A 19,340-nucleotide genomic window follows, 5' to 3' on the forward strand; every position below is an offset into this window, starting at 1 on the left:
AGAATTTGCGAGCTATGGCTCGTATTGTCTACTCGCATTGGCGGCTGGGTGTCTTATGGCGCGCGCAATCCCCACGACCCCGAGGAAATCGGCCTCGCAGAAGCGATCCCAGGCGATGGTGGAGACGCTGCTGGATGCGACCGCTCGCGTTCTCACGCGCGAGGGATACGATCGCGCCAGCACGAACCGGATTGCCGCCGCGGCCGGCGTGAGCATCGGCTCGCTCTATCAGTACTTCCCGAACAAGGAAGCACTCGTCGCGGCGCTCGTCGCGCGCCACAACCGCGAGATGCTCACGCTGCTGCGCGGCGCCCTCAATGAAGTCGCCTCGCTCGACCTGGCGACGGCGATCCGCAAGCTGGTCAAGGCATCGGTCGACGCCCATCTGGTCGATGCTGCCCTGCATCGCATCTTCGCCGAGCAGGTGCCGCGCATGGGCCAGCTCGCCAAGATCGAGGCGCTTCAGCAGGAAACCTTCCTGATGGTCAGGACGTACCTGGAGTCACGCCGGTCGGAGATCTCGGTCCGCGATCTCGACGCCGCGACCTATATCGGCGTAACGGCCGTCGAAGCCCTGACGCACGAGTTCGTCATCAACAAGCCCGATGCGCTGGCCGGCGACCGCGATCTCTTCATCGAAGAAGTCGCGCGCTTGCTGGAGGGCTATCTGATGCCGGCCCGTTCCCCGATGAAGAAGCGCCCCGTCCGCCTACCCAGGTAGCCGGCCGAGCGGCACGCGCATTGCATGGCTTGTGAGGGGAACTGGCAGCCTGCCGGGCACGGTCCGTGACAGGCAAAGGGGGTGACTCATGGCCCATTTGCACAAGTTTGCAGCGGTCGCGGCGATGGCGTTCGGATGGGCGGCCGGGGCGGTGGGACCGGCAGCGGCCCAGACGACGCTCCGGATGGTGTCGCACGCCGACATCAAGATCCTCGATCCGATCTGGACGACGGCGAACATCAGCCGCAACCACGGCTACATGATCTACGACGTGCTGTTCGCCACGGACGCCGATTTCAAGATCCAGCCGCAGATGGCGGAGAAGTACACCGTCTCCGACGACAAGCTCACCTACACGATCACCTTGCGCGATGGCCTGGAATGGCACGACGGCAAGCCCGTCACGTCCGAGGATTGCATCGCCTCGATCAAGCGCTGGGGCGCGCGCGACGGATATGGCCAGGTGCTGATGAAGGCGATGGCCGACATGAAGGCCGTCGATGACAAGACCTTCGTCCTCACCCTGAAGGAGCCGTTCGGTCTGGTGCTGGAGGCGCTGGGCAAGGTGGGGTCGAGCGTGCCCTTCATGATGCCCAAGAGGGTGGCCGACACCGATCCCAACAAGCAGATCGAGGACTATACCGGCTCGGGCCCCTTCATCTTCAAGAAGGACGAGTGGAAGGCCGGCGAGCGCGTCGTCTACGTGAAGAACACGAAGTACAAGCCGCGTGCCGAGCCGCCGTCGCTGCTGGCTGGCGGCAAGGTCGTGAAGGTCGACCGGGTCGAGTGGCTGGCCATTCCCGACCCCAGCACGGCGGCCAATGCGCTGATCGCGGGCGAGATCGATCTCATCGAGACGCCGCCGCCCGATCTGTTTCCGCTGCTCCGGGCTGCGAAGAACGTCGAACTGTACGGCTGGAACGCGCTCGGCTCGCAGGCACTGATGCGCTTCAACCACCTGCAACCGCCGTTCAACAATCCGAAGGCGCGTCAGGCCGCGATGTATGCGATCGCGCAGGAGGATCTGCTGCGGGCGCAGTATGGCGAACCCGAGATCTACAAGGTGTGCAACGCGCCGTTCATCTGCGGCACGATCTACGGCAAGGAGTACGGCGATTTCCTGATCAAGCCCAACCTGGAGAAGGCGCGGGCCCTCCTGAAGGAGTCGGGCTACGACGGCACGCCGATCACGATGCTGCACCAAACCGATCTCGCCTCGTCCAACCAGTTCCCGCCGGTCGCCAAGCAGCAGCTCGAGCGCGCCGGCTTCAAGGTCGAGATGCTGGCGATGGATTGGCAGAGCGTGATCTCACGGCGCGCGCGCAAGGAGCCGCCGGCCCAGGGTGGCTGGAACATCTTCTTCACGACCAACATCACCATCGACGTCGACAATCCCGGCACCAGCGGCTACGCCGCCGCGACCTGCGAGAAGGCCTGGTTCGGCTGGCCCTGCGATCCCGAGATCGAGAAGCTGCGCACGGCCTTCCTCAAGGAAGGCGATCCGGCCAAGCGCAAGGAAATCGGCTTCGCGATTTCCGATCGCTTCATGGACCAGGGCATCTTCGTTCCGCTCGGCCAGTACAAGGCCTTCGGCGCCTATCGCAAGGACAGGCTCGAAGGCTGGCTGCCGGGCCCCGTGGCCATGGTCTGGAACATCAGCAAGAAGAACTGAAGCCGCGAGAAGCGGGAGGTCACGGCCCCCGGTACGACACCAGCGGCACCGTGAAGGACGCGGGGTCGCCCTTGATCTCGGCTGGAACCGGCGGATAGGGCGAGCCCGCCCGCACGCCGGCCATCACGCCGTTGTCGAACTCCGGCAACCCACTCGACTGCACGACGCGGACATCGAGCAGCCGGCCGTCGCGGGCGATGACGATCTGCACGACGGTCCTGCCTTGCTGTGCCTTCGTGTTGCTGGCCGTGTATCGATAGCCCACGAGCTTGCGGACGACCTGGGCCAGGTAGTTGTCGGTGATCTTGGCGCGCGAATAGGCATCCGCCGGATTGACGAAGGGATGGGGCGACGGCGGCTCCTTCGACGATGCCGACGGAGGCCGCTTGCTCGGCGTCGTGGCGAGCGGCGAGGGTTTTAGCTCCGGCTTGGGCGCAGGCGGCGGCTTGCCCGGCGGCGTCGCCAGCGCCTGCTGCTGCGGCATGGGCTTGGGCGTCGGCGCAGGCTCGGGCGGCTTGGCCTGCGGCTGAGGCTGCGGTTGAGGCGGCGTCGGCGTTGCCTGCGGCGCGGGCGGCGGCGGCTGCTCGGGCGCCTTCTTCAGACCGTTCTCGGTCGGCACGTCGATCGGCTTCTCGGCCGGCGTCGCCGGCGGAGGCGGCTGCACGCTGGTCTCGACCGGTGGCGTGGGCGTCGGCGGCGGAGGGGCGGCCTCCAGCTGCGGAAACTCCTTCGAGGCCTCGCGCTCGGGCGGCGGCGGCGGTGCGGGGGGCTCCTTCGACACCTGATCGGTCGGCGGAGCCTGCGTCCGCTTGTCGTCCACGATCGGCGCCGGCGGTGCCAGGGCGTAGTCGACCGGCGGCGCTGGCGGTGTCGGCGGCTGCTGGGCCTGCTGGGGTGGTGGTGGCTTCGGCGGTTCGGGCTTGGGCGGCTCCGGCTTCGGCGGTTCCGGCTTCGGGGCCTCGGCCTTCGGCGGCTCCGGTTCTGGCGGTTTCGGCTGCTCGAAGGAGACCTCGATCGCTTCCTCGACCGGCGGCACCGGCGTTCGCTGCTGCGACAGCCACCACAGGACCGCGGCCACCAGCACGTGCAGCAGGATCGCCATCGCCAGGGCGACGGGCGACATGCGGTCGGAACGGTAGGAGAAGGCGCTTACGGCGTGGGCCACGGGGTCGTTCTACAGCTTTTCGCCTCGATGCTTGGCGTCCTCGGTACGAGAGGGCGGGCCTGGGTGTGCCAAGGATCGGGAGGCTTTTCCCATTCTAGAGGAAATGCGCCGGTAGCCTCTGCGGTTTCTTGTCCGCTAGGCCGTTGGAATTACTGGCAATTTTGCGGGATTCCTATGAATCCGACCCGGTCCACAGCCAGAGCGACGTCCGGTCCCGGCCGCCGTGCACGACCACCTGCTCGCCCGGGCGCGACTCCATGACAGAGGGCAGGGGCTGGAACATCACGGCCCAGCACGAGGACGCCCCCGGCGCCGGCCTGTTCTCGTAGGTGCCCTCGGCGTCCATCCGCAGCCAGATCCACTGGGCGATGCCGTTGACCGGGCCGCCGGTGCTGGTGAGGCAGGCCGATGCGCGATGGTTTTCGAAGGGGCCGCCCGAGCTGAAGTCGAAGCTGAAAAGATCGGCCGGTTCGCTCCTGAGCTCGAGCGCTTCGTTCCCGATCGACAGGCCGATGCGCCCGCCCAGCACATTCATCGGCGACAGGTCGAACCCCTGGACCGACTCGACCTGTTTGCGCGCGAGCTTGCCGTAATGGGCGAGAGCGATGCGAACGGCGCCGTGCGAGGGAATGATGCAGGCGGCGGGTTGTGTCAGCCGTCCGACCGCGTCCTCGAGGCAGCCGAGCACGTCCTCGCCCAGCAGGTCGTTGGTGACGATCTCCGACACGAGGATGTCGACGGGCCTGGGAAGGTCGGCGCCGATCGCGAGATCGCGCGAATGCTTGCAGACGACGCTCACGCGATCGGCGAAGCCGTTGCGCTCGACGATCCCCGCGGCGGTCGCGGCCGTGGCGCTGTTGAATTCGCAGCTCACCACATGGGCCGCGCCGGCGCGCGCCGCCATCATGCCTAAAAGGCCCGATCCCGCGCCGATATCGAGGACGTGCGACCCGGCCCGCACGTTGCGCCGCAGCGCCGCGTCGTAGGCCGCGTTGCGGGTGTCGTCGGCCAGGATGGCATGGTGCCAGACCGGCACGCTGCGGCTCATGACGAGTCCGACGATGCGTTCGACTTCGGGATCGTCCGGGGCGATGCGGCGTGCCTCGCGCGCGAGCTCGACGGCGCGCTGCACCTCGCCGCCGTCCAACATCAGCTTCGCCAGCCGCGCCATGCGGACCGGATGGCCGGCGAGGCGCGTGACCATCTCGGGCACCGAGAGGTGTTTCAGAAGCGACGCGGCGGCCAGCGAGTCCACGGTGATCGATGGCCCTTCAGTGGAAGAACATGAAAGTCAGCACGATGAAAAGCGGCACGAGGATGCCGCACGACCAGGCCATGTAGCCGAAGAAGCTCGGCATGCGGATGCCGGCTTCCTCGACCACCGCCTTGACCATGAAGTTGGGTGCGTTGCCGATATAGGAGTTGGCGCCCATGAACACCGCGCCGCAGGAGATCGCCGCGAGGGTGCCGGCAAGCGCTCCCATCAACAGATCGGCATCGCCGCCGGCCAGGTTGAAGAACACGAGATAGGTCGGCGCGTTGTCGAGGAAGCTCGACAGGATGCCGGTCAGCCAGAAATACCAGACGTCATTGGGCTGGCCGTCCGGGCCCGTCACCAGGGCGACCAGGGGCGCGAGCGCGCCGTCCTTGCCGGCGCGGAGAATGGCGAGCGCCGGCGCGATGGTGATGAAGATGCCGGCGAACAGCTTGGCGACCTCGGCCATCGGTCCCCAGCTGAAGCCATTGTCCGCGCGCGACTTGCGCGAGGTGAGTCGCAACGACAGGAAGCAGATCGCCACCAGCGCGAGGTCGCGCAGCACGTTCTGGAGCTCGAGCGGCACGTGGAAGACGCTGAAATGAACGCCGGGATTCCAGGTGCCGCTCATCAGCACGACGCCGACGATGGCGAGTAGCAGGATGATGTTGGCGCCACCTTCGAGGCGCACCGGCTTTTCCGGCGTCGGGTCGGACTTGAGATGGCCTTCCTTGCGGTACCAATAAGTGTCGAGCGCATAGAACAGGGCCAGGAGGACGAGGGTGCAGACCAGCATCTGCGGGAACAGATGCTGCGTCGTCCAGAAGAAGCTGACGCCTTTCAGGAAGCCCAGGAACAGCGGTGGATCGCCGAGCGGCGTCAGCGCGCCGCCGATGTTCGACACCAGGAAGATGAAGAACACGAAGACGTGCGTCTTGTGCCGGCGATCGTCGTTGGCGCGGATCACCGGGCGGATCAGCAGCATCGACGCGCCAGTCGTGCCCATCCAGCCCGCCAACACCGTGCCGATCGCCAGCAGGGCGGTGTTCATCGACGGCGAGCCGTGCAGGTTGCCCTTGATGTGGATGCCGCCCGTCACGGTGAAGAGCGCCAGCAGCAACACGATGAAGGGAATGTAGTCCAGCAGCAGCAGGTGGATGATCTCGTAGGCGGCCGTCGGAATGCCATGGATCACGGCGAAGGGCACGACGATCATCGCCGCCCAGGCGGCGGAGACCTTTCCAAAGTGATGATGCCAGAGGCTCGGCGTCGCGAGCGGCAGGATGGCGATCGACAGCAGGATGCCGACGAAGGGGATCATCCAGGCGAGGCCGAGATGGCGGCCGTCGATGGCCGGTGCATCGGGGCTGGCAGCGAACGCCGGCAAGGCGAGGCCGAGCGCGAGGGCGCCCGCGAGAGGGGGGAGGTGTCGGATCTTCTTCAGCCCATGTAGGTGGCGGTGACGCCACCATCGACGGTGAGCGTATGGCCGTTGACGTAGCTGGCGGCCGGGGAAGCAAGGAAGATCGCGGCGCCGGCGATCTCCGACGGGTCGGCCCAGCGCCGGGCGGGACAGCGCATCCGCATCCGCTCGCCGGCCGGCGAGGCGATCAGCGCCTCGTTGGTCTCGGTCGCGAAGAAGCCGGGCGAGATGGCGTTGGAAGTGATGCCCTTGTCGCCGAGTTCGCCGGCCAGCGCGCGGGCCAGCGCAGCGAGGCCTGCCTTGGCCGCGATGTAGGAGGAGGCGCCGGGCGCCGCGAGCGTGGCGGCGATCGAGGTGACGAGGATCAGCCGGCCCCAGCCGCGCTCGACCATGCCCGGCACGACCAGCCTGATCAGCGCCTGCCCGGCCGACAGGTCGGTATCGACCAGCCGGGCGAAATCGTGGGATTCGATCTCGGTGAAGGGGCGGCGGTCCCGCTCGCCGACATTGTGGATCAGGATGTCGATCGGCCCGGTCTCGGCGAGGGCCAGGTTCATGGCGGTCCGGTCGGCCATCCCGAACACCACCGCGTCGGTCGCCCGGCCGGCGGCGCGCAGTTCGGCCAGCCGCGGCGCCAGCCTCTCGTGCGAGCGTCCATGCAGGATCACGCGGGCGCCGGCCTCGGCCAGGCCCTTGGCCATTTCCCAGCCGAGGCCGCGGGCCGAGCCCGTGATCAGGGCGGTGCGGCCGTCGAGGCGGAATTTGTCGGGGAAGGTGGACATGGATATCGGACGGGACAGGAGCGAGGCGTTAAGCTATTGCGACAGCCGAGTTAGCTTCGGATTCGTTCATGCTGCAACTGCCTAAAGTCGTCGGCCATCGCGGCGCCATGGCCTATGCGCCGGAAAACACGCTGGATTCGTTCCGCGAAGCCCATCGCCGGGGCGCGACCTGGGTCGAGATCGACGTCAAGCTGACGGCCGATGGCGTGCCCATCGTGATGCACGATTCGTCGCTCAAGCGGACGACCGGCGTCGACCGGCTGGCGTCCGAAATACGGGCTGCCGAGCTGCCGCCCTCGGTGCCGACCTTCGAGCAGGCGATCGCCTGCTTCGGCGAGCTGGGACTGGGCTGCAACGTCGAGATCAAGCCCTGCGAGGGAAGTGAGGCCGAGACGGCGCGCGTGACGGTCGCGACCTTGCGCAAGTCGTGGCCGGCCAAGCTGCCGGCGCCGCTCCTGTCGAGCTTCAAGGACGCTTCGCTCGCCGCCGCCCGTGAGGCCGCGCCCGAATTTGCGCGGGCGCTGCTGATCGACGAGGTGAAGGACGACTGGCAGGCCCGCGCCGAAGCCGTGTCGGCCGTCGGCATCAACACCAGCGGCAAGCGGCTGACGGCGGTCCGTGCCGTCGAGATCCGCAAGGCCGGCTACCTGCTCAGCGTCTACACGATCAACGACGGCGACGTCGCCCGGGCGCTGGTCGGCATGGGCGTGCAGTGCGTCATCAGCGACGCGCCCGACGTGATATTGGCGGCGCTTCAGTAATATCGACCATTTGGGGGTTGCGTTACCTGCGCAGTCTTGGTGGACTGTCATCAGACCGCAACAAAAGAGACACATCGCAGTCTTGCGGCCCGCCGATACATCGCCGGGGATTTTTCTGGGAGGTTTGTTCGATATGACACGGATTCTGCTGTCTTCCGTCGCGGCTGCGGCGGTTCTCGCGAGCGCGTCGACCGCGTTCGCGCAGACCGAGATCCAGTTCTGGCACGCCATGGGCGGCAACCTGGGTGAAACGGTCAATGCGCTGGCCGACGGCTTCAACAAGTCGCAAAGCGAATACAAGGTCAACGCGGTCTACAAGGGCTCCTATCCGGAGACGCTGACCGCCGCGATCGCCGCCTTCCGCGCCAAGCAGGCGCCGCACATCGTGCAGGTGTTCGAAGTCGGTACCGCCAACATGATGGCCGCCAAGGGCGCGATCTATCCGGTCTATCAGCTGATGGCCGATGCCAAGGAGCCGTTCGATCCCAAGGCCTATATCGGCCCGGTCTACGGCTACTACTCGACGACCGACGGCAAGCTGCTGTCGATGCCGTTCAATTCCTCCACGCCGGTGCTCTACTGGAACAAGGACCTGCTCGCGAAGGCCGGCCTCGATCCCAACAAGGGCCCGACGACCTGGCCGGAACTCGGCGAGATGGCGAAGAAGGCCGTCGCGGCCGGCGCCAAGTGCGGGTTCACGCCGCAGTGGCAGACCTGGACGCTGATCGAGAACTACGGCGCCTGGCACAACCTGCCCTACGCCACCAAGGACAACGGCTTCGGCGGCACCGATATCGAACTGAAGTTCAACGATGCGCCGCGTATCAAGTTGATCCAGATGATGGCCGAGTGGACCAAGGACAAGACCTTCGTCTACGGCGGCCGCGAAGGTAAGTCGGACTCGCTGTTCAACGGCGGCGAATGCGCGTTCCGTATCGGCTCGTCCGGTTCGGCCGCGGGCGCGGAGAAGGCGCTGGGTCAGGACAAGGTCGGCATCGGCATGATGCCCTACTCGCCCGACGTCATCGCCAAGCCGCAGAACTCGATCATTGGTGGCGCCACGCTGTGGGTGCTGCAGGGCCGTCCGGCCGCCGAATACAAGGGTGTCGCCAAGTTCCTGACCTACCTGTCGACCACCCCGGTGCAGGCCAAGTGGCACCAGGAGACGGGCTATGTGCCGATCACGGTCGGCGCCTACGAAGCCACGGAGAAGGACGGTTTCTACAAGAAGTTCCCGGGCCGTGACATCGCGGTCAAGGAGCTGACGCTCAACCCGCCGACGGCCAATTCGAAGGGCCTGCGCATCGGCAACTTCGTGCAGATCCGCGACATCGTCGACGAGGAGCTCGAGTCGGTGTGGTCGGGCAAGAAGGACGCCAAGACCGCTCTCGACGACGCGGTGAAGCGCGGCAACGAACAGCTTCGCAAGTTCGAAGCGGCCAACAAGTAAGACCGGCCTTGGCCGCGCTCTTTTTTCAGGTTCCTCTCCCCCTGGCGGGGGAGAGGAGACTTGAAAGCGGGGTGCGTCTCTAAGTCATGGAAAAGCGCGTCACCTTCAACGAACGATGGCTGCCCTACCTTCTGGTGGCGCCGCAGATCGTCATCACCCTGGTCTTCTTCTTCTGGCCGTCGGGCCAGGCGATCTACCAGTCGGTGCTGACCGAGGACGCGTTCGGCGGCAATACCAAGTTCGTCTGGTTCGATAACTTCACCTCGCTGTTCCACGACAGCGCCTATTTCGCCTCGGTGCGACTTACCCTGGTGTTCAGCGCGCTGGTCGCCTCGATCGGCCTCGCCGTCTCCCTGCTGCTGGCCGTGATGGCCGACCGCGTCATCCGCGGCGCCTCGCTCTACAAGATGATCCTGGTCTGGCCCTATGCCGTGGCGCCCGCCGTGGCCGGCGTGCTGTGGGGCTTCCTGTTCAATCCGTCGGTCGGCGTGGTCGCCTGGCTGCTGCACAAGGTCGGCGTCGACTTCAACTACGTGATGAACGGCAACCAGGCGCTGATCCTGGTCGTCATCGCCGCGGTCTGGAGCCAGGTCAGCTACAATTTCCTGTTCTTCCTCGCCGGCCTGCAGTCGATCCCGAAGTCGCTGATCGAGGCGGCGGCGATCGACGGCGCGGGACCGGGGCGGCGCTTCTGGGACATCGTCTTCCCGCTGCTGTCGCCCACCGGCTTCTTCCTGCTGGTGATCAACATCATCTACGCCTTCTTCGGCACCTTCGGCATCGTGGGCTCGCTCACCCAGGGCGGGCCCGGCCAGGCCACCAACATCCTGGTGTGGAAGGTCTACAATGACGGCTTCCGCGGCCAGGATCTCGGCGGCTCCTCGGCCCAGTCGGTGATCCTGATGATCGTCGTCATCGCGCTCACCTTCGTGCAGTTCCGCTTCATCGAGCGCCGGGTGCATTACTGATGGTCGAGAACCGGCCCTTCGTGACCTGGCTCAGCCATATCGTGCTGATCATCGGCCTCGTCGTCATCGCCTTCCCGGTCTGGATGACCTTCGTGGCCTCCAGCCACGACCAGCAGACGATGCTGCAGCCGCCGGTGCCGCTGTGGCCCGGTTCGCACCTCATCGAGAACTACAAGGAAGTGCTGGTCGACGGTTACAACAGCAAGCGCGGCACCGTCCCGCTCTACGTCACGCTGACCAACAGCATGATCATGGCGCTGGGGGTGGCGCTCGGGAAGATCGCCATCTCGATCATCGCCGCGTTCGCCATCGTTTACTTCCGCTTTCCGCTGCGCATGACCTTCTTCTGGGCGATCTTCGTGACGCTGATGCTGCCGGTGGAGGTCCGCATCGTGCCGACCTACGGCGTCGTCGCGAGCCTCGGCATGCTCGATACCTATGGCGGATTGATCATCCCGCTGATCGCGTCGGCCACCGCCACCTTCCTGTTCCGGCAGTTCTTCCTCAGCGTGCCCGACGAGCTCACCGAGGCCGCCCGCGTCGACGGTGCCTCGCCGATGCGCTTCTTCTGGGACATCCTGCTGCCGATGAGCCGCACCTCCATCGCCGCGCTGTTCGTCATCCAGTTCATCTACGGCTGGAACCAGTACCTGTGGCCGCTGCTCATCACGACCAAGGAGAAGTACTACACCGTCGTCATGACGGTCTCCCGCCAGGCCAACGTGGTTGACGCGGTGCCGAGCTGGAACCTGCTGATGGCCATGGCGATGCTCGCCATGCTGCCGCCGGTGCTGGTCGTTGTGTTCATGCAGCGCCAGTTCGTGCGCGGCCTCGTCGAGACGGAGAAGTAGGCCATGGCGCAAGTCCACCTGCGCGGCGTCAAGAAGAGCTACGACAAGCTCGAGATCATCCACGGCATCGACATGGAGATCGCCGACGGCGAGTTCATCGTCATCGTCGGACCCTCGGGCTGCGGCAAGTCCACCCTGCTGCGCATGGTGGCGGGGCTGGAGCGCATCACCGGCGGCGAGATCGCGATCGGCGACCGGGTCGTGAATGAGCTGGAGCCGAAGGATCGCGATATCGCGATGGTGTTCCAGAACTACGCGCTCTATCCGCATTTCAGCGTCTACGAGAACATGGCCTATGGCCTGAAGATCCGCGGCCTGTCCAAGGCCGAGATCGACACGCGCGTGCAGAAGGCCGCCAAGATCCTGGAACTGGGCGCGCTGTTGCAGCGCAAGCCGCGCCAGCTCTCCGGCGGCCAGCGCCAGCGGGTCGCCATGGGCCGTGCCATCGTGCGCGAACCCGCGGTGTTCCTGTTCGACGAGCCGCTGTCCAACCTCGACGCCAAGCTGCGCGTGCAGATGCGGCTCGAGATCAAGCGGCTGCAGCGCGAGCTCGACGTCACCTCGATCTACGTGACGCACGACCAGGTCGAGGCGATGACGCTCGCCGACCGGCTGATCGTCATGAACGCGGGCGTCGCCGACCAGATCGGCACGCCGATGGACGTTTACGAGCGTCCGGCGTCGGTATTCGTCGCCGGCTTCATCGGCTCACCGGCCATGAACTTCCTGGCGGGCAAGGTTTCCGACGGCGGCCGTGCGGTCGAGTTGGCCGGTACGGGCGCCGTGCACGTGACCTTGCCGCTCGGCCTGCCCACCACGGCGACCGCGGGCACGCCCGTTGCGGTCGGCATCCGGCCCGAGCACCTGCATCCGGCGGCCGACGGCGCGCTGGAATTCGAGATCGAGCTGGCCGAACCGCTGGGCGCCGACACGCTGCTGCACGGCCGCTTCGGCGAGGCGCGCGAGCTGGTCACCGTGCGTCAGGGCGGCCATGTGCTGGCCCAGCCGGGCGAGAAGCGTCGCTTCAAGGCCGAGCCCGGACACATCCACCTGTTCGACTCGCAGACCGGCAAGCGCATCGCCGACGCGACATGACACTGCTCGCACGTATCGACCATGCCGGTCGTCCGCGCGTCGGCGTCCTCGAAGGCGAGACGATTCGCCTGCACGAAGGCACGATCTTCGAGCTTGGCGCGGCGACGGGCGAGGAGGTCGCGGTCGCCGATGCGAAGTGGCTGACGCCGACCGAGCCCACCAAGATGGTGGCGTTGTGGAACAACTTCCGCGCCGCCGCCGAGAAGAACGGCTGGGCGATCCCGGCCGAGCCGCTCACCTTCCTGAAGGCGCCCAACAGCTTCGCCGCGCACGGCCAGCCGATCCCGGTCCCGAAATCCTATGACGGCCGCGTCGCCTACGAGGGCGAGTTGGGCATCGTGATCGGCAAGACCTGTTCGGGCGTGTCGCCGCAAGAGGCCGCGGCTCACATCCTCGGCTACACCTGCGTGAACGATGTGACCGCGATGGAACTGCTCCAGCGCGACCCGTCCTTCGCGCAATGGACGCGGGCCAAGAACTTCGACGGTTTCGGCGTCTTCGGCCCGGTCGTCGCGACCGGCCTCGATCCGGCATCGCTCACGGTGCGCACGCTGGTGAACGGCCGCGAGCGCCAGAACTATCGGGTCGACGACATGATCTTCCCGCCGGCCGAACTGGTCAGCCGCATCTCGCAGGACATGACCCTGGTGCCGGGCGACGTCATCGCCTGCGGCACCTCGCTCGGTGTGCTGCCGATGAAGGCGGGCACCACGGTCGAGATCGCGATCGACGGCGTCGGCACGCTGCGCAACCAGTACGGCTGAGAGGTCCGGTCATGGCTGATTCCGACGAGCAGGATTTCCTCGACGGCCTCTTCGCCAACAATCGTGCCTGGGCGAAGCGGATCGAGGAGGAGAATCCCGGCTTCTTCGACAAGCTGGCCAAGCAGCAGGCGCCGCGCGTGCTGTGGATCGGCTGCTCCGACAGCCGCGTCCCGGCCAACGAGATCACCGGCATGCTGCCCGGCGAGGTGTTCGTTCACCGCAACGTCGCCAACCAGGTCATGATGGTCGACTTCAACTGCCTGGCCGTCCTGCAATACGCCGTCGAGGCGCTGCGGGTGCGCCATGTCGTCGTGTGCGGCCACTATGGCTGCGGCGGCGTGAAGGCATCGCTCAAGAGCCACGAGCTCGGCCTGCTCGACAACTGGCTGCACGACATCCACGTGCTCGGCCGCCGCCACGAGAAGGCGATCGTCGCCCAGCCGCACAAGAGCCAGCAGGTCGACGCCCTGTGCGAGATCAATGTCATCGAGCAGGTCCGCAACGTCTGCGAGACCTCGATCGTGAAGCAGGCCTGGCGGCGCGGCCAGGACCTGTCGATCCATGGCTGGATCTACGGCATCCAGGACGGGCTGCTGCACGACCTGCACGTCACGGTGAGCGAGGCCAAGGGTGCCGAGAAGGTGCTGGCCGATGCGATGGCGGCGCCACGGCTGCAGCACAAGGCCAACCGCTAGGCCCTTTCACATCGAGAACAGGCTGCCGGCGTCTTTGCCGCTTTCGCTATCGGGCGACGCCTTGCGTTCGCCCAACCGGTATCCGTCGATCGTGGCCACGATCCCGGTCATGCGCGGGCTGAGATGGGGTTCCATGGCCTTGAACAGGCCGCTGTCGCGGAATTCACCCCACTCGGCGAGATGCTTGCCGATATCCCAGCCGCCGATCTTCCTGCCGTCGCGCACCGAGGGTTCGGGCGACCTGTTCGGGCTCGCATGGATCCCGTGCAGGGGACGGAAGCGTTTGAAGTCGAGCGGGAAGTCGCCGATCTTGCGGCGCACCAGAACGGCCAGCAGCGCCTCGTCGTTGATCCGGATGCCCTGCAGGTCGCTGAAGTCGGGCAAGGGGTAGTAGGCGTCGTAGCGCGTGAAGTGCAGGCCCGACAGCCGCATCGGGCGCGACCGCGTCTCCTGGCCTTCTTCCGGCCTGCGTATGATGTTGCTGAAGGGCAGTCCCGTCTTCGCCATGTGCCGCAAGTGGGCGTCGAGGATGCCGGGTTCGAGCACGATGATGTCGATGTCGCCGATATAGACGTATTCGGACGCGAGGACGGGCGTGGTGATGTAGCGGACGGAATTGGGCAACATGCGCCGCCCGTCGGGACGCCGGAAATCGGCCTTTCGTATCAGGAACGAATCCTGCCCGAAGTGCCTGGCGATGGGCGCGATGGCGCCGCCATGCGCCTTCATGAACTGGTCCACGTCCTCGACACCGATTTCCACGGTGACGTCGGGATTGGACCAAAGGCAGGACGCGATATAGGACGGCGCGAAATCCTCGTACTTGCGATCCGCGCAAGTGAACATGTTCAGCCGCGCCGGCGTGGCTCTCAGTTCCATATGGCGTCGAAACCCTGACTGTCCCGCACGCGCATGGCCTGGGCGATGTGCACGGCGAGCTGTTCGGGATGGTCGCGACAGACCTGGGCCTGCATGACGCACCGGATGAACAGCACCGACCTGAACGTGTCGCGATCCAGGCCGAGCATTTCCCGGGCGCCGGCGACCAGCCGTTCCTGCAGGTCGGGGCGGTTCCAGAGCAGGAGCCAGTGATAGGCGACGCTGTTCTCGTTCTCGAACGTCGAGGCCTGGGCGCCATCCCAGTCGATGATCGCCGTGCGGGCCGGCGAAACCTCGACGAGATTGAGGAAGCGGAAATCGCCGTTGCTGACGATGACGGGTTTCGTCCGGTCGTCGAAGCCGCTCAGCGAGACGATCTCGCCCTCGAGGATCAGCCCATCGTCCTGCGAGATCAGGTTGCGGTTGATCATCTCGCGCAGGCGTTTGCGAACGCCGCGAATCGCCACATCGTGCGTGATCTTCTTCAGGCCTTCCGACAGCAGTTCCGTCGTCGGCAGTTCCTGGAGATCGCGCATCAACTCCAGCACCAGGTCGATGTGCGCCGGCTCCAGCTTGATGCCGCCGCTGCGATCGGGCCTGAAATAGTGCCAGCGGTCGCGGAAATCCCGCCCCTCGATGTGACCGAGGAGGACATACCAGCCGGATTTGGGATCGTATCCGTCATAGATGTATTCGGGCAAAACCAGCCGGCCGTTGCTCTTGCGCATCGACGTAAGAAAGCGATGGGCAAGGATCGGATAAGGCGTTTCCTGTGTCTCCCTGTCGCCGGTGCCGGGCGACCAGGTCTTCAGTACGAACGAACGCCCCGCGCGGCTGACCAGCCAGGTCTGCCGGCTCTGGGAAACCTTGAAAGGCTCCTCCAGCTTCAGGCCGAGCGAAGCGCCCAGCAATGTATTCGCGACGACCAGTTCATCGGTAGACAAGGCGCATCCTACGTGGCGTTGCACCAAGGATGAATACTAACAACCTCCGATTGGAAGTCACCCGGGGAGTGACGAATCGGGCTACAAGCATGTGTCAACGACATGATTCGATGGGATCCGAAGTGCTGTTCTGCACCTACAACATCCACTACGGCGTCGGCGCCGACGAGAAGTACGACGTCGCCCGCATCGCCGACGCGGTGGCCGAGGCCGATATCGTCTGTATCCAGGAGGCCGTCTCCGGCTGGCCGCAGAACGGCTTCGCCGACCAGACCGCCGAGATCGCCGGCCGGCTCAATCGCTATCACTGGTATCACGGCGCCATGGAGTCCGACGCGAGCTCGGTCGATGCGGAGGGGCGGATCACCAATCGCCGCCGCAGCTTCGGCAACGCCGTCATCTCGCGCTGGCCGATCGCCTGGGCGCGCGGGCATCTCCTGCCCAAGACACAGCTCATCGACAGGTTCGACCTGCAGCGCGGTTTCGTCGAGGCGGCGATCGAGACGCCGGCGGGACCGCTCCGCGTCTACAGCGTGCACCTCAGCCATGTCGGCCCGCAGACGCGGCTGCCGCAGGTTCGGGCGCTGATGGAGACCGTCCTGAACGCCGAGAGGATCGGCGCGACCTGGGACAGCGCCGCGGGCGAGACTTTCATGTTCCAGGAGCGCCGGCCCGAAGTGCCGCGCGCCGCCATCCTCGCCGGCGATTTCAATTTCACGCCGGCGCACCCGGAGTATCCGCTGGTCTGCGGCGACACGAGCTATTACGGCCGGCTCGGTACCACGATGAACCTCGCCGATGCCTGGATCGCCGCGGGCAACAGCGAGGAGGAGGTCGATTCCTTCCCGCACGAAGGTCGTATCGACCATGTCTTCGTGACCCACGACCTCTCACCGAAGGTGAAGAGGGCGTGGATCGGTCACGGCATCGTGGCCTCGGACCACTGGCCGGTTTTCGTCGAGTTCGACCTCTAGGCGACGTCAGTTCACGCCCTGCGGCGGGGTGCTCAGCTTGTCGAGCACGCCCTGCAGGTTGAACGAGGCCGGCTTCTGCCGCGGCGGGAACTCCGCCAGCGTCTGGATGAAGCGGCTGACGAAGGCCTGTGCCGGCACCAGCAGGTAGATGCGGTCGAGGCGCCAGCGGCCGTAGCCCATGCCTTCGTGGTCGGCCCGCTCGAACGGATCGGCCTTGAGGTCGAACAGCTTCGGCACACGCAGGGTCACCATCGGGTCCTGCCAGACGTCGAAGCCGTGGCTGCGCTGCTCCATGAAGGCGAGCTTCCACTTGTCGTAGCGCAGGCCGGCCAGGCCGCCATCGTCGGTCCAGTAGAAGAACTCCTTGCGGGCGCTGCCCGCGCCGTTCTTCAAGAGCTCGCGCTGGTCGTAGCCGTCGAGATGGACCTTGAAGGTCTTGGGGCCGAAGCTGGCGCCGGCCATCAGCTTGGCCTTGAGGTCGGTCTCGCCGACCGCGGCCAGCAGGGTCTGCATCCAGTCCTCGGACGAGAAGACCTCGTTGATCTCGGTGCCGGGCTTCACGAGTCCGGGCCAGCGCACCATGGCGGGCACGCGGTAGCCGCCTTCCCAGTTGGTGTTCTTCTCGCCGCGGAACGGCGTGGTGCCGCCGTCGGGCCAGCTCATGACCTCGGCGCCGTTGTCGGTCGTGTAGATCACGATCGTGTTCTGGGTGATGCCGAGGTCGTCGAGCTTCTTCAGGAGCTGGCCGACATGGCCGTCATGCTCGACCATGCCGTCGGCATAGACGCCCAGCCCGGTCTTGCCCTCGGACGCGGGCTTGAGATGCGTCCAGATGTGCATGCGGCTGGAGTTCGACCAGACGAAGAACGGCTTCTTGTCGCGGTTGGCGCGGTCGATGAAGTCGAGCGACGCGGCCAGGAATTCCTCGTCGACCGTCTCCATGCGCTTCTTGGTCAGCGGCCCGGTATCCTCGCACTTCTGCTTGCCCCACTTGCCGAAGCGCGGATCCTCGCCCGGCGTGTCGTTGGGCTGCGTCACGCACTTCAGCACGCCGCGCGGGCCGAACTTGGCCTTGAAGGTCGGGTCCTTCGGGTAATCGATGTTCTCCGGCTCTTCCTCGGCGTTGAGGTGATAGAGATTGCCGAAGAACTCGTCGAAGCCGTGCACGGTCGGCAGGAACTCGTTGCGGTCGCCGAGGTGGTTCTTGCCGAACTGGCCGGTCGCATAACCCTTGGCCTTCAGCAGGTCGGCGATGGTCGGGTCCTTTTCCGACAGGCCTTCCGGCGTGCCGGGCAGGCCGACCTTCAGCAAGCCGGTGCGGATCGGCGACTGGCCGGTGATGAAGGCCGCGCGGCCGGCGGTGCAGCTCTGCTGGCCGTAATAGTCGGTGAAGATCGCGCCTTCCTTGGCAATGCGATCGATGTTGGGCGTGCGGTAGCCCATCATGCCGCGATTGTAGGCGCTGATGTTCCAGAGCCCGATATCGTCGCCCATGATGACGAGGATATTGGGTTGCGCCGTTGCCTGCGCGCGGGCGGGCAGGGCGCCGCCTGCGAGGCCGGCCAGCAGCGCCGCCGCCGACAATAGCCGGCTCAGTTTCAGTTTGGGCATTGGTTTTCCCCCTCCGATGGATGGAGCAGGGACACTCTTCCTGGTGTCGATACGGAACAACCAAGCGAACGATACGGTTCGTGCATCAACCTCCCTGCGCCCGGTGTGGGTGGTTTTGCGGCATGACCGAACCGTCGTAGACTTCGCGCCCAGCCAAAGGGAGACGAATATGAGCGCCAAGCTCCGGACCACTGCGGGACGCGGTCGACTTTACGACAACGTGCTCGACACGATCGGCGACACACCCTGCATCCGCATCAATGCGCTCGCGCCCAAGGGCGTCACGATCTACGTGAAGGCCGAGGCCTTCAATCCCGGTGGCTCGGTGAAGGATCGCCTGGCCGTCAACATCATCGAGGCGGCCGAGCGCAATGGAACCCTGAAGCCCGGCCAGACCGTGGTCGAGGCGACCAGCGGCAACACCGGCATCGGCCTCGCCATGGTCTGTGCCCAGAAGGGCTATCCTCTGGTCGTCACCATGGCCGACAGCTTCTCGATCGAGCGGCGCAAGCTGATGCGCATGCTGGGCGCCAAGGTCATCCTGACGCCGCGCGCCCAGAAGGGCTTCGGCATGTACCAGAAGGCCGTCGAGCTCGCGAAGGCCAATGGCTGGTTCCTGGCCCATCAGTTCGAGACCGACGCCAATGCCGAGATCCACGAGAGCACCACGGCGCGCGAGATCCTGGCCGACTTCAAGGGCCAGCGGCTCGACTATTTCGTGAGCGGCTACGGCACCGGCGGCACCGTGACCGGCGTCGCCCGCGTGCTGCGCAAGGAGCGGCCCGAGACGAAGATCATCCTGACCGAACCGGCCAATGCCCAGCTCGTCGGCAGCGGCAAGGCGCAGGAGCGTGGGCCCGACGGTTCCCCCTCGGTCAGCCATCCCGCGTTCGAGCCGCATCCCATCCAGGGTTGGACGCCGGACTTCATTCCGCTCGTGCTGCAGGAAGCGATCGACAAGAAATACTTCGACGAGCGCCTGCCGATCGCCGGCCCCGAGGGCATCAAGTGGGCCAAGGCGCTGGCGCAGAAGGAAGGCATCTTCACCGGCATCTCCGGCGGCTCGACCTTCGCCGTGGCATTGAAGGTGGCCGAGACCGCCGCGCCCGGCTCGGTGATCCTCTGCATGCTGCCCGACACCGGCGAACGCTATCTCACGACGCCACTGTTCGAAGGCATCATCGACGACATGGACGAGTCCGAGATCGCCATCTCGAAGTCCACGCCGGGATACCAGATGGGGTAGGGATCATCGGAGCGCGCCACTCCAGTGGCGCTCATGTCTTGTCGATCGGCGATTCATGAGCGCAACTGGAGTTGCGCGCTCCAA

18 protein-coding genes are annotated in these 19,340 nt (G+C 65.9%); 11 read left to right on the forward strand and 7 right to left on the reverse strand.

Going from position 1 to position 19,340, the window contains the following annotated elements; translation table 11 throughout:
- Positions 1–55 precede the first annotated feature (55 nt).
- Together AC1RP5_RS05595 and AC1RP5_RS05600 are read left to right on the forward strand one after the other, a co-directional pair.
- Positions 56–721 carry a TetR/AcrR family transcriptional regulator gene (locus AC1RP5_RS05595; RefSeq protein WP_493109608.1) on the forward strand — a complete coding sequence of 222 codons (666 nt, stop codon included), beginning with the start codon at positions 56–58 and terminating at the stop codon, positions 719–721.
- A gap of 88 nt (positions 722–809) precedes the next feature.
- On the forward strand, positions 810–2,393 hold the full coding sequence (locus AC1RP5_RS05600) for an ABC transporter substrate-binding protein (protein ID WP_493109609.1): 1,584 nt from the start codon (positions 810–812) through the stop codon (positions 2,391–2,393).
- A gap of 19 nt (positions 2,394–2,412) precedes the next feature.
- Here the strand turns inward: AC1RP5_RS05600 and AC1RP5_RS05605 are convergent, their stop codons facing one another.
- From AC1RP5_RS05605 to AC1RP5_RS05620, 4 genes are all read right to left on the reverse strand, one after another.
- Positions 2,413–3,558 (reverse strand): energy transducer TonB family protein, encoded by a 1,146-nt coding sequence (locus tag AC1RP5_RS05605; RefSeq protein WP_493109610.1) that lies wholly within the window; start codon positions 3,556–3,558, stop codon positions 2,413–2,415.
- A 172-nt stretch (positions 3,559–3,730) separates the two neighbouring features.
- Positions 3,731–4,813, reverse strand: a complete 1,083-nt coding sequence (locus tag AC1RP5_RS05610; protein ID WP_493109611.1) for a 50S ribosomal protein L11 methyltransferase — start codon at positions 4,811–4,813, stop codon at positions 3,731–3,733.
- 16 nt (positions 4,814–4,829) lie between these two features.
- Positions 4,830–6,200: a sodium:proton antiporter gene (locus tag AC1RP5_RS05615; RefSeq protein ID WP_493109612.1), complete on the reverse strand. Its 1,371-nt coding sequence runs from the start codon at positions 6,198–6,200 to the stop codon at positions 4,830–4,832.
- Between the two features lie 53 nt (positions 6,201–6,253).
- A complete protein-coding gene (locus tag AC1RP5_RS05620) occupies positions 6,254–7,018 on the reverse strand; it encodes an SDR family oxidoreductase (RefSeq protein ID WP_493109613.1) in 765 nt (254 codons plus the stop codon).
- 68 nt (positions 7,019–7,086) lie between these two features.
- Between AC1RP5_RS05620 and AC1RP5_RS05625 the strand changes: the two genes are divergently transcribed.
- The 7 genes from AC1RP5_RS05625 to can all read left to right on the forward strand — a co-directional run bounded on the left by AC1RP5_RS05625 (position 7,087) and on the right by can (position 13,602).
- Positions 7,087–7,779, forward strand: a complete 693-nt coding sequence (locus tag AC1RP5_RS05625) for a glycerophosphodiester phosphodiesterase family protein (RefSeq protein ID WP_493109614.1) — start codon at positions 7,087–7,089, stop codon at positions 7,777–7,779.
- 133 nt (positions 7,780–7,912) lie between these two features.
- Positions 7,913–9,229 carry a sn-glycerol-3-phosphate ABC transporter substrate-binding protein UgpB gene (gene ugpB, locus AC1RP5_RS05630; protein ID WP_493109615.1) on the forward strand — a complete coding sequence of 439 codons (1,317 nt, stop codon included), beginning with the start codon at positions 7,913–7,915 and terminating at the stop codon, positions 9,227–9,229.
- 86 nt (positions 9,230–9,315) lie between these two features.
- The gene (ugpA, locus tag AC1RP5_RS05635) at positions 9,316–10,197 is read left to right on the forward strand and encodes a sn-glycerol-3-phosphate ABC transporter permease UgpA (RefSeq protein ID WP_493109616.1); all 882 of its coding nucleotides are present in this window, start codon (positions 9,316–9,318) and stop codon (positions 10,195–10,197) included.
- Positions 10,197–11,048 (forward strand): sn-glycerol-3-phosphate ABC transporter permease UgpE, encoded by an 852-nt coding sequence (gene ugpE, locus AC1RP5_RS05640; RefSeq protein ID WP_493109617.1) that lies wholly within the window; start codon positions 10,197–10,199, stop codon positions 11,046–11,048. The genes ugpA and ugpE overlap by 1 nt, the downstream gene beginning before the upstream one ends.
- 3 nt (positions 11,049–11,051) lie before the next feature.
- Positions 11,052–12,143, forward strand: coding sequence for a sn-glycerol-3-phosphate import ATP-binding protein UgpC (locus AC1RP5_RS05645; RefSeq protein ID WP_493109618.1), 1,092 nt, complete (start codon positions 11,052–11,054; stop codon positions 12,141–12,143).
- The gene (locus AC1RP5_RS05650) at positions 12,140–12,907 is read left to right on the forward strand and encodes a fumarylacetoacetate hydrolase family protein (protein WP_493109619.1); all 768 of its coding nucleotides are present in this window, start codon (positions 12,140–12,142) and stop codon (positions 12,905–12,907) included. Before AC1RP5_RS05645 ends, AC1RP5_RS05650 begins: the two co-directional genes overlap by 4 nt.
- 11 nt (positions 12,908–12,918) lie before the next feature.
- Complete coding sequence (can, locus tag AC1RP5_RS05655) at positions 12,919–13,602, forward strand: carbonate dehydratase (RefSeq protein WP_493109620.1); 684 nt, start codon at positions 12,919–12,921, stop codon at positions 13,600–13,602.
- A gap of 6 nt (positions 13,603–13,608) precedes the next feature.
- On the opposite strand, the gene AC1RP5_RS05660 is transcribed toward can, so the two are convergent.
- Positions 13,609–14,481 (reverse strand): hypothetical protein, encoded by an 873-nt coding sequence (locus tag AC1RP5_RS05660; RefSeq protein WP_493109621.1) that lies wholly within the window; start codon positions 14,479–14,481, stop codon positions 13,609–13,611.
- Positions 14,472–15,425 carry a phosphotransferase family protein gene (locus tag AC1RP5_RS05665; protein ID WP_493109622.1) on the reverse strand — a complete coding sequence of 318 codons (954 nt, stop codon included), beginning with the start codon at positions 15,423–15,425 and terminating at the stop codon, positions 14,472–14,474. Before AC1RP5_RS05665 ends, AC1RP5_RS05660 begins: the two co-directional genes overlap by 10 nt.
- Before the next feature lie 110 nt (positions 15,426–15,535).
- Here AC1RP5_RS05665 and AC1RP5_RS05670 point away from each other — a divergent pair, with 110 nt between their 5' ends.
- A complete protein-coding gene (locus tag AC1RP5_RS05670; RefSeq protein WP_493109623.1) occupies positions 15,536–16,399 on the forward strand; it encodes an endonuclease/exonuclease/phosphatase family protein in 864 nt (287 codons plus the stop codon).
- Positions 16,400–16,405: 6 nt separating this feature from the next.
- On the opposite strand, the gene AC1RP5_RS05675 is transcribed toward AC1RP5_RS05670, so the two are convergent.
- Complete coding sequence (locus AC1RP5_RS05675) at positions 16,406–18,010, reverse strand: arylsulfatase (protein WP_493109624.1); 1,605 nt, start codon at positions 18,008–18,010, stop codon at positions 16,406–16,408.
- Positions 18,011–18,179: 169 nt separating this feature from the next.
- Here AC1RP5_RS05675 and AC1RP5_RS05680 point away from each other — a divergent pair, with 169 nt between their 5' ends.
- Positions 18,180–19,256: a PLP-dependent cysteine synthase family protein gene (locus AC1RP5_RS05680; RefSeq protein ID WP_493109625.1), complete on the forward strand. Its 1,077-nt coding sequence runs from the start codon at positions 18,180–18,182 to the stop codon at positions 19,254–19,256.
- Positions 19,257–19,340: the final 84 nt, after the last annotated feature.

It is taken from the genome of Reyranella sp. GW821-FHT12G01 (assembly GCF_058806575.1).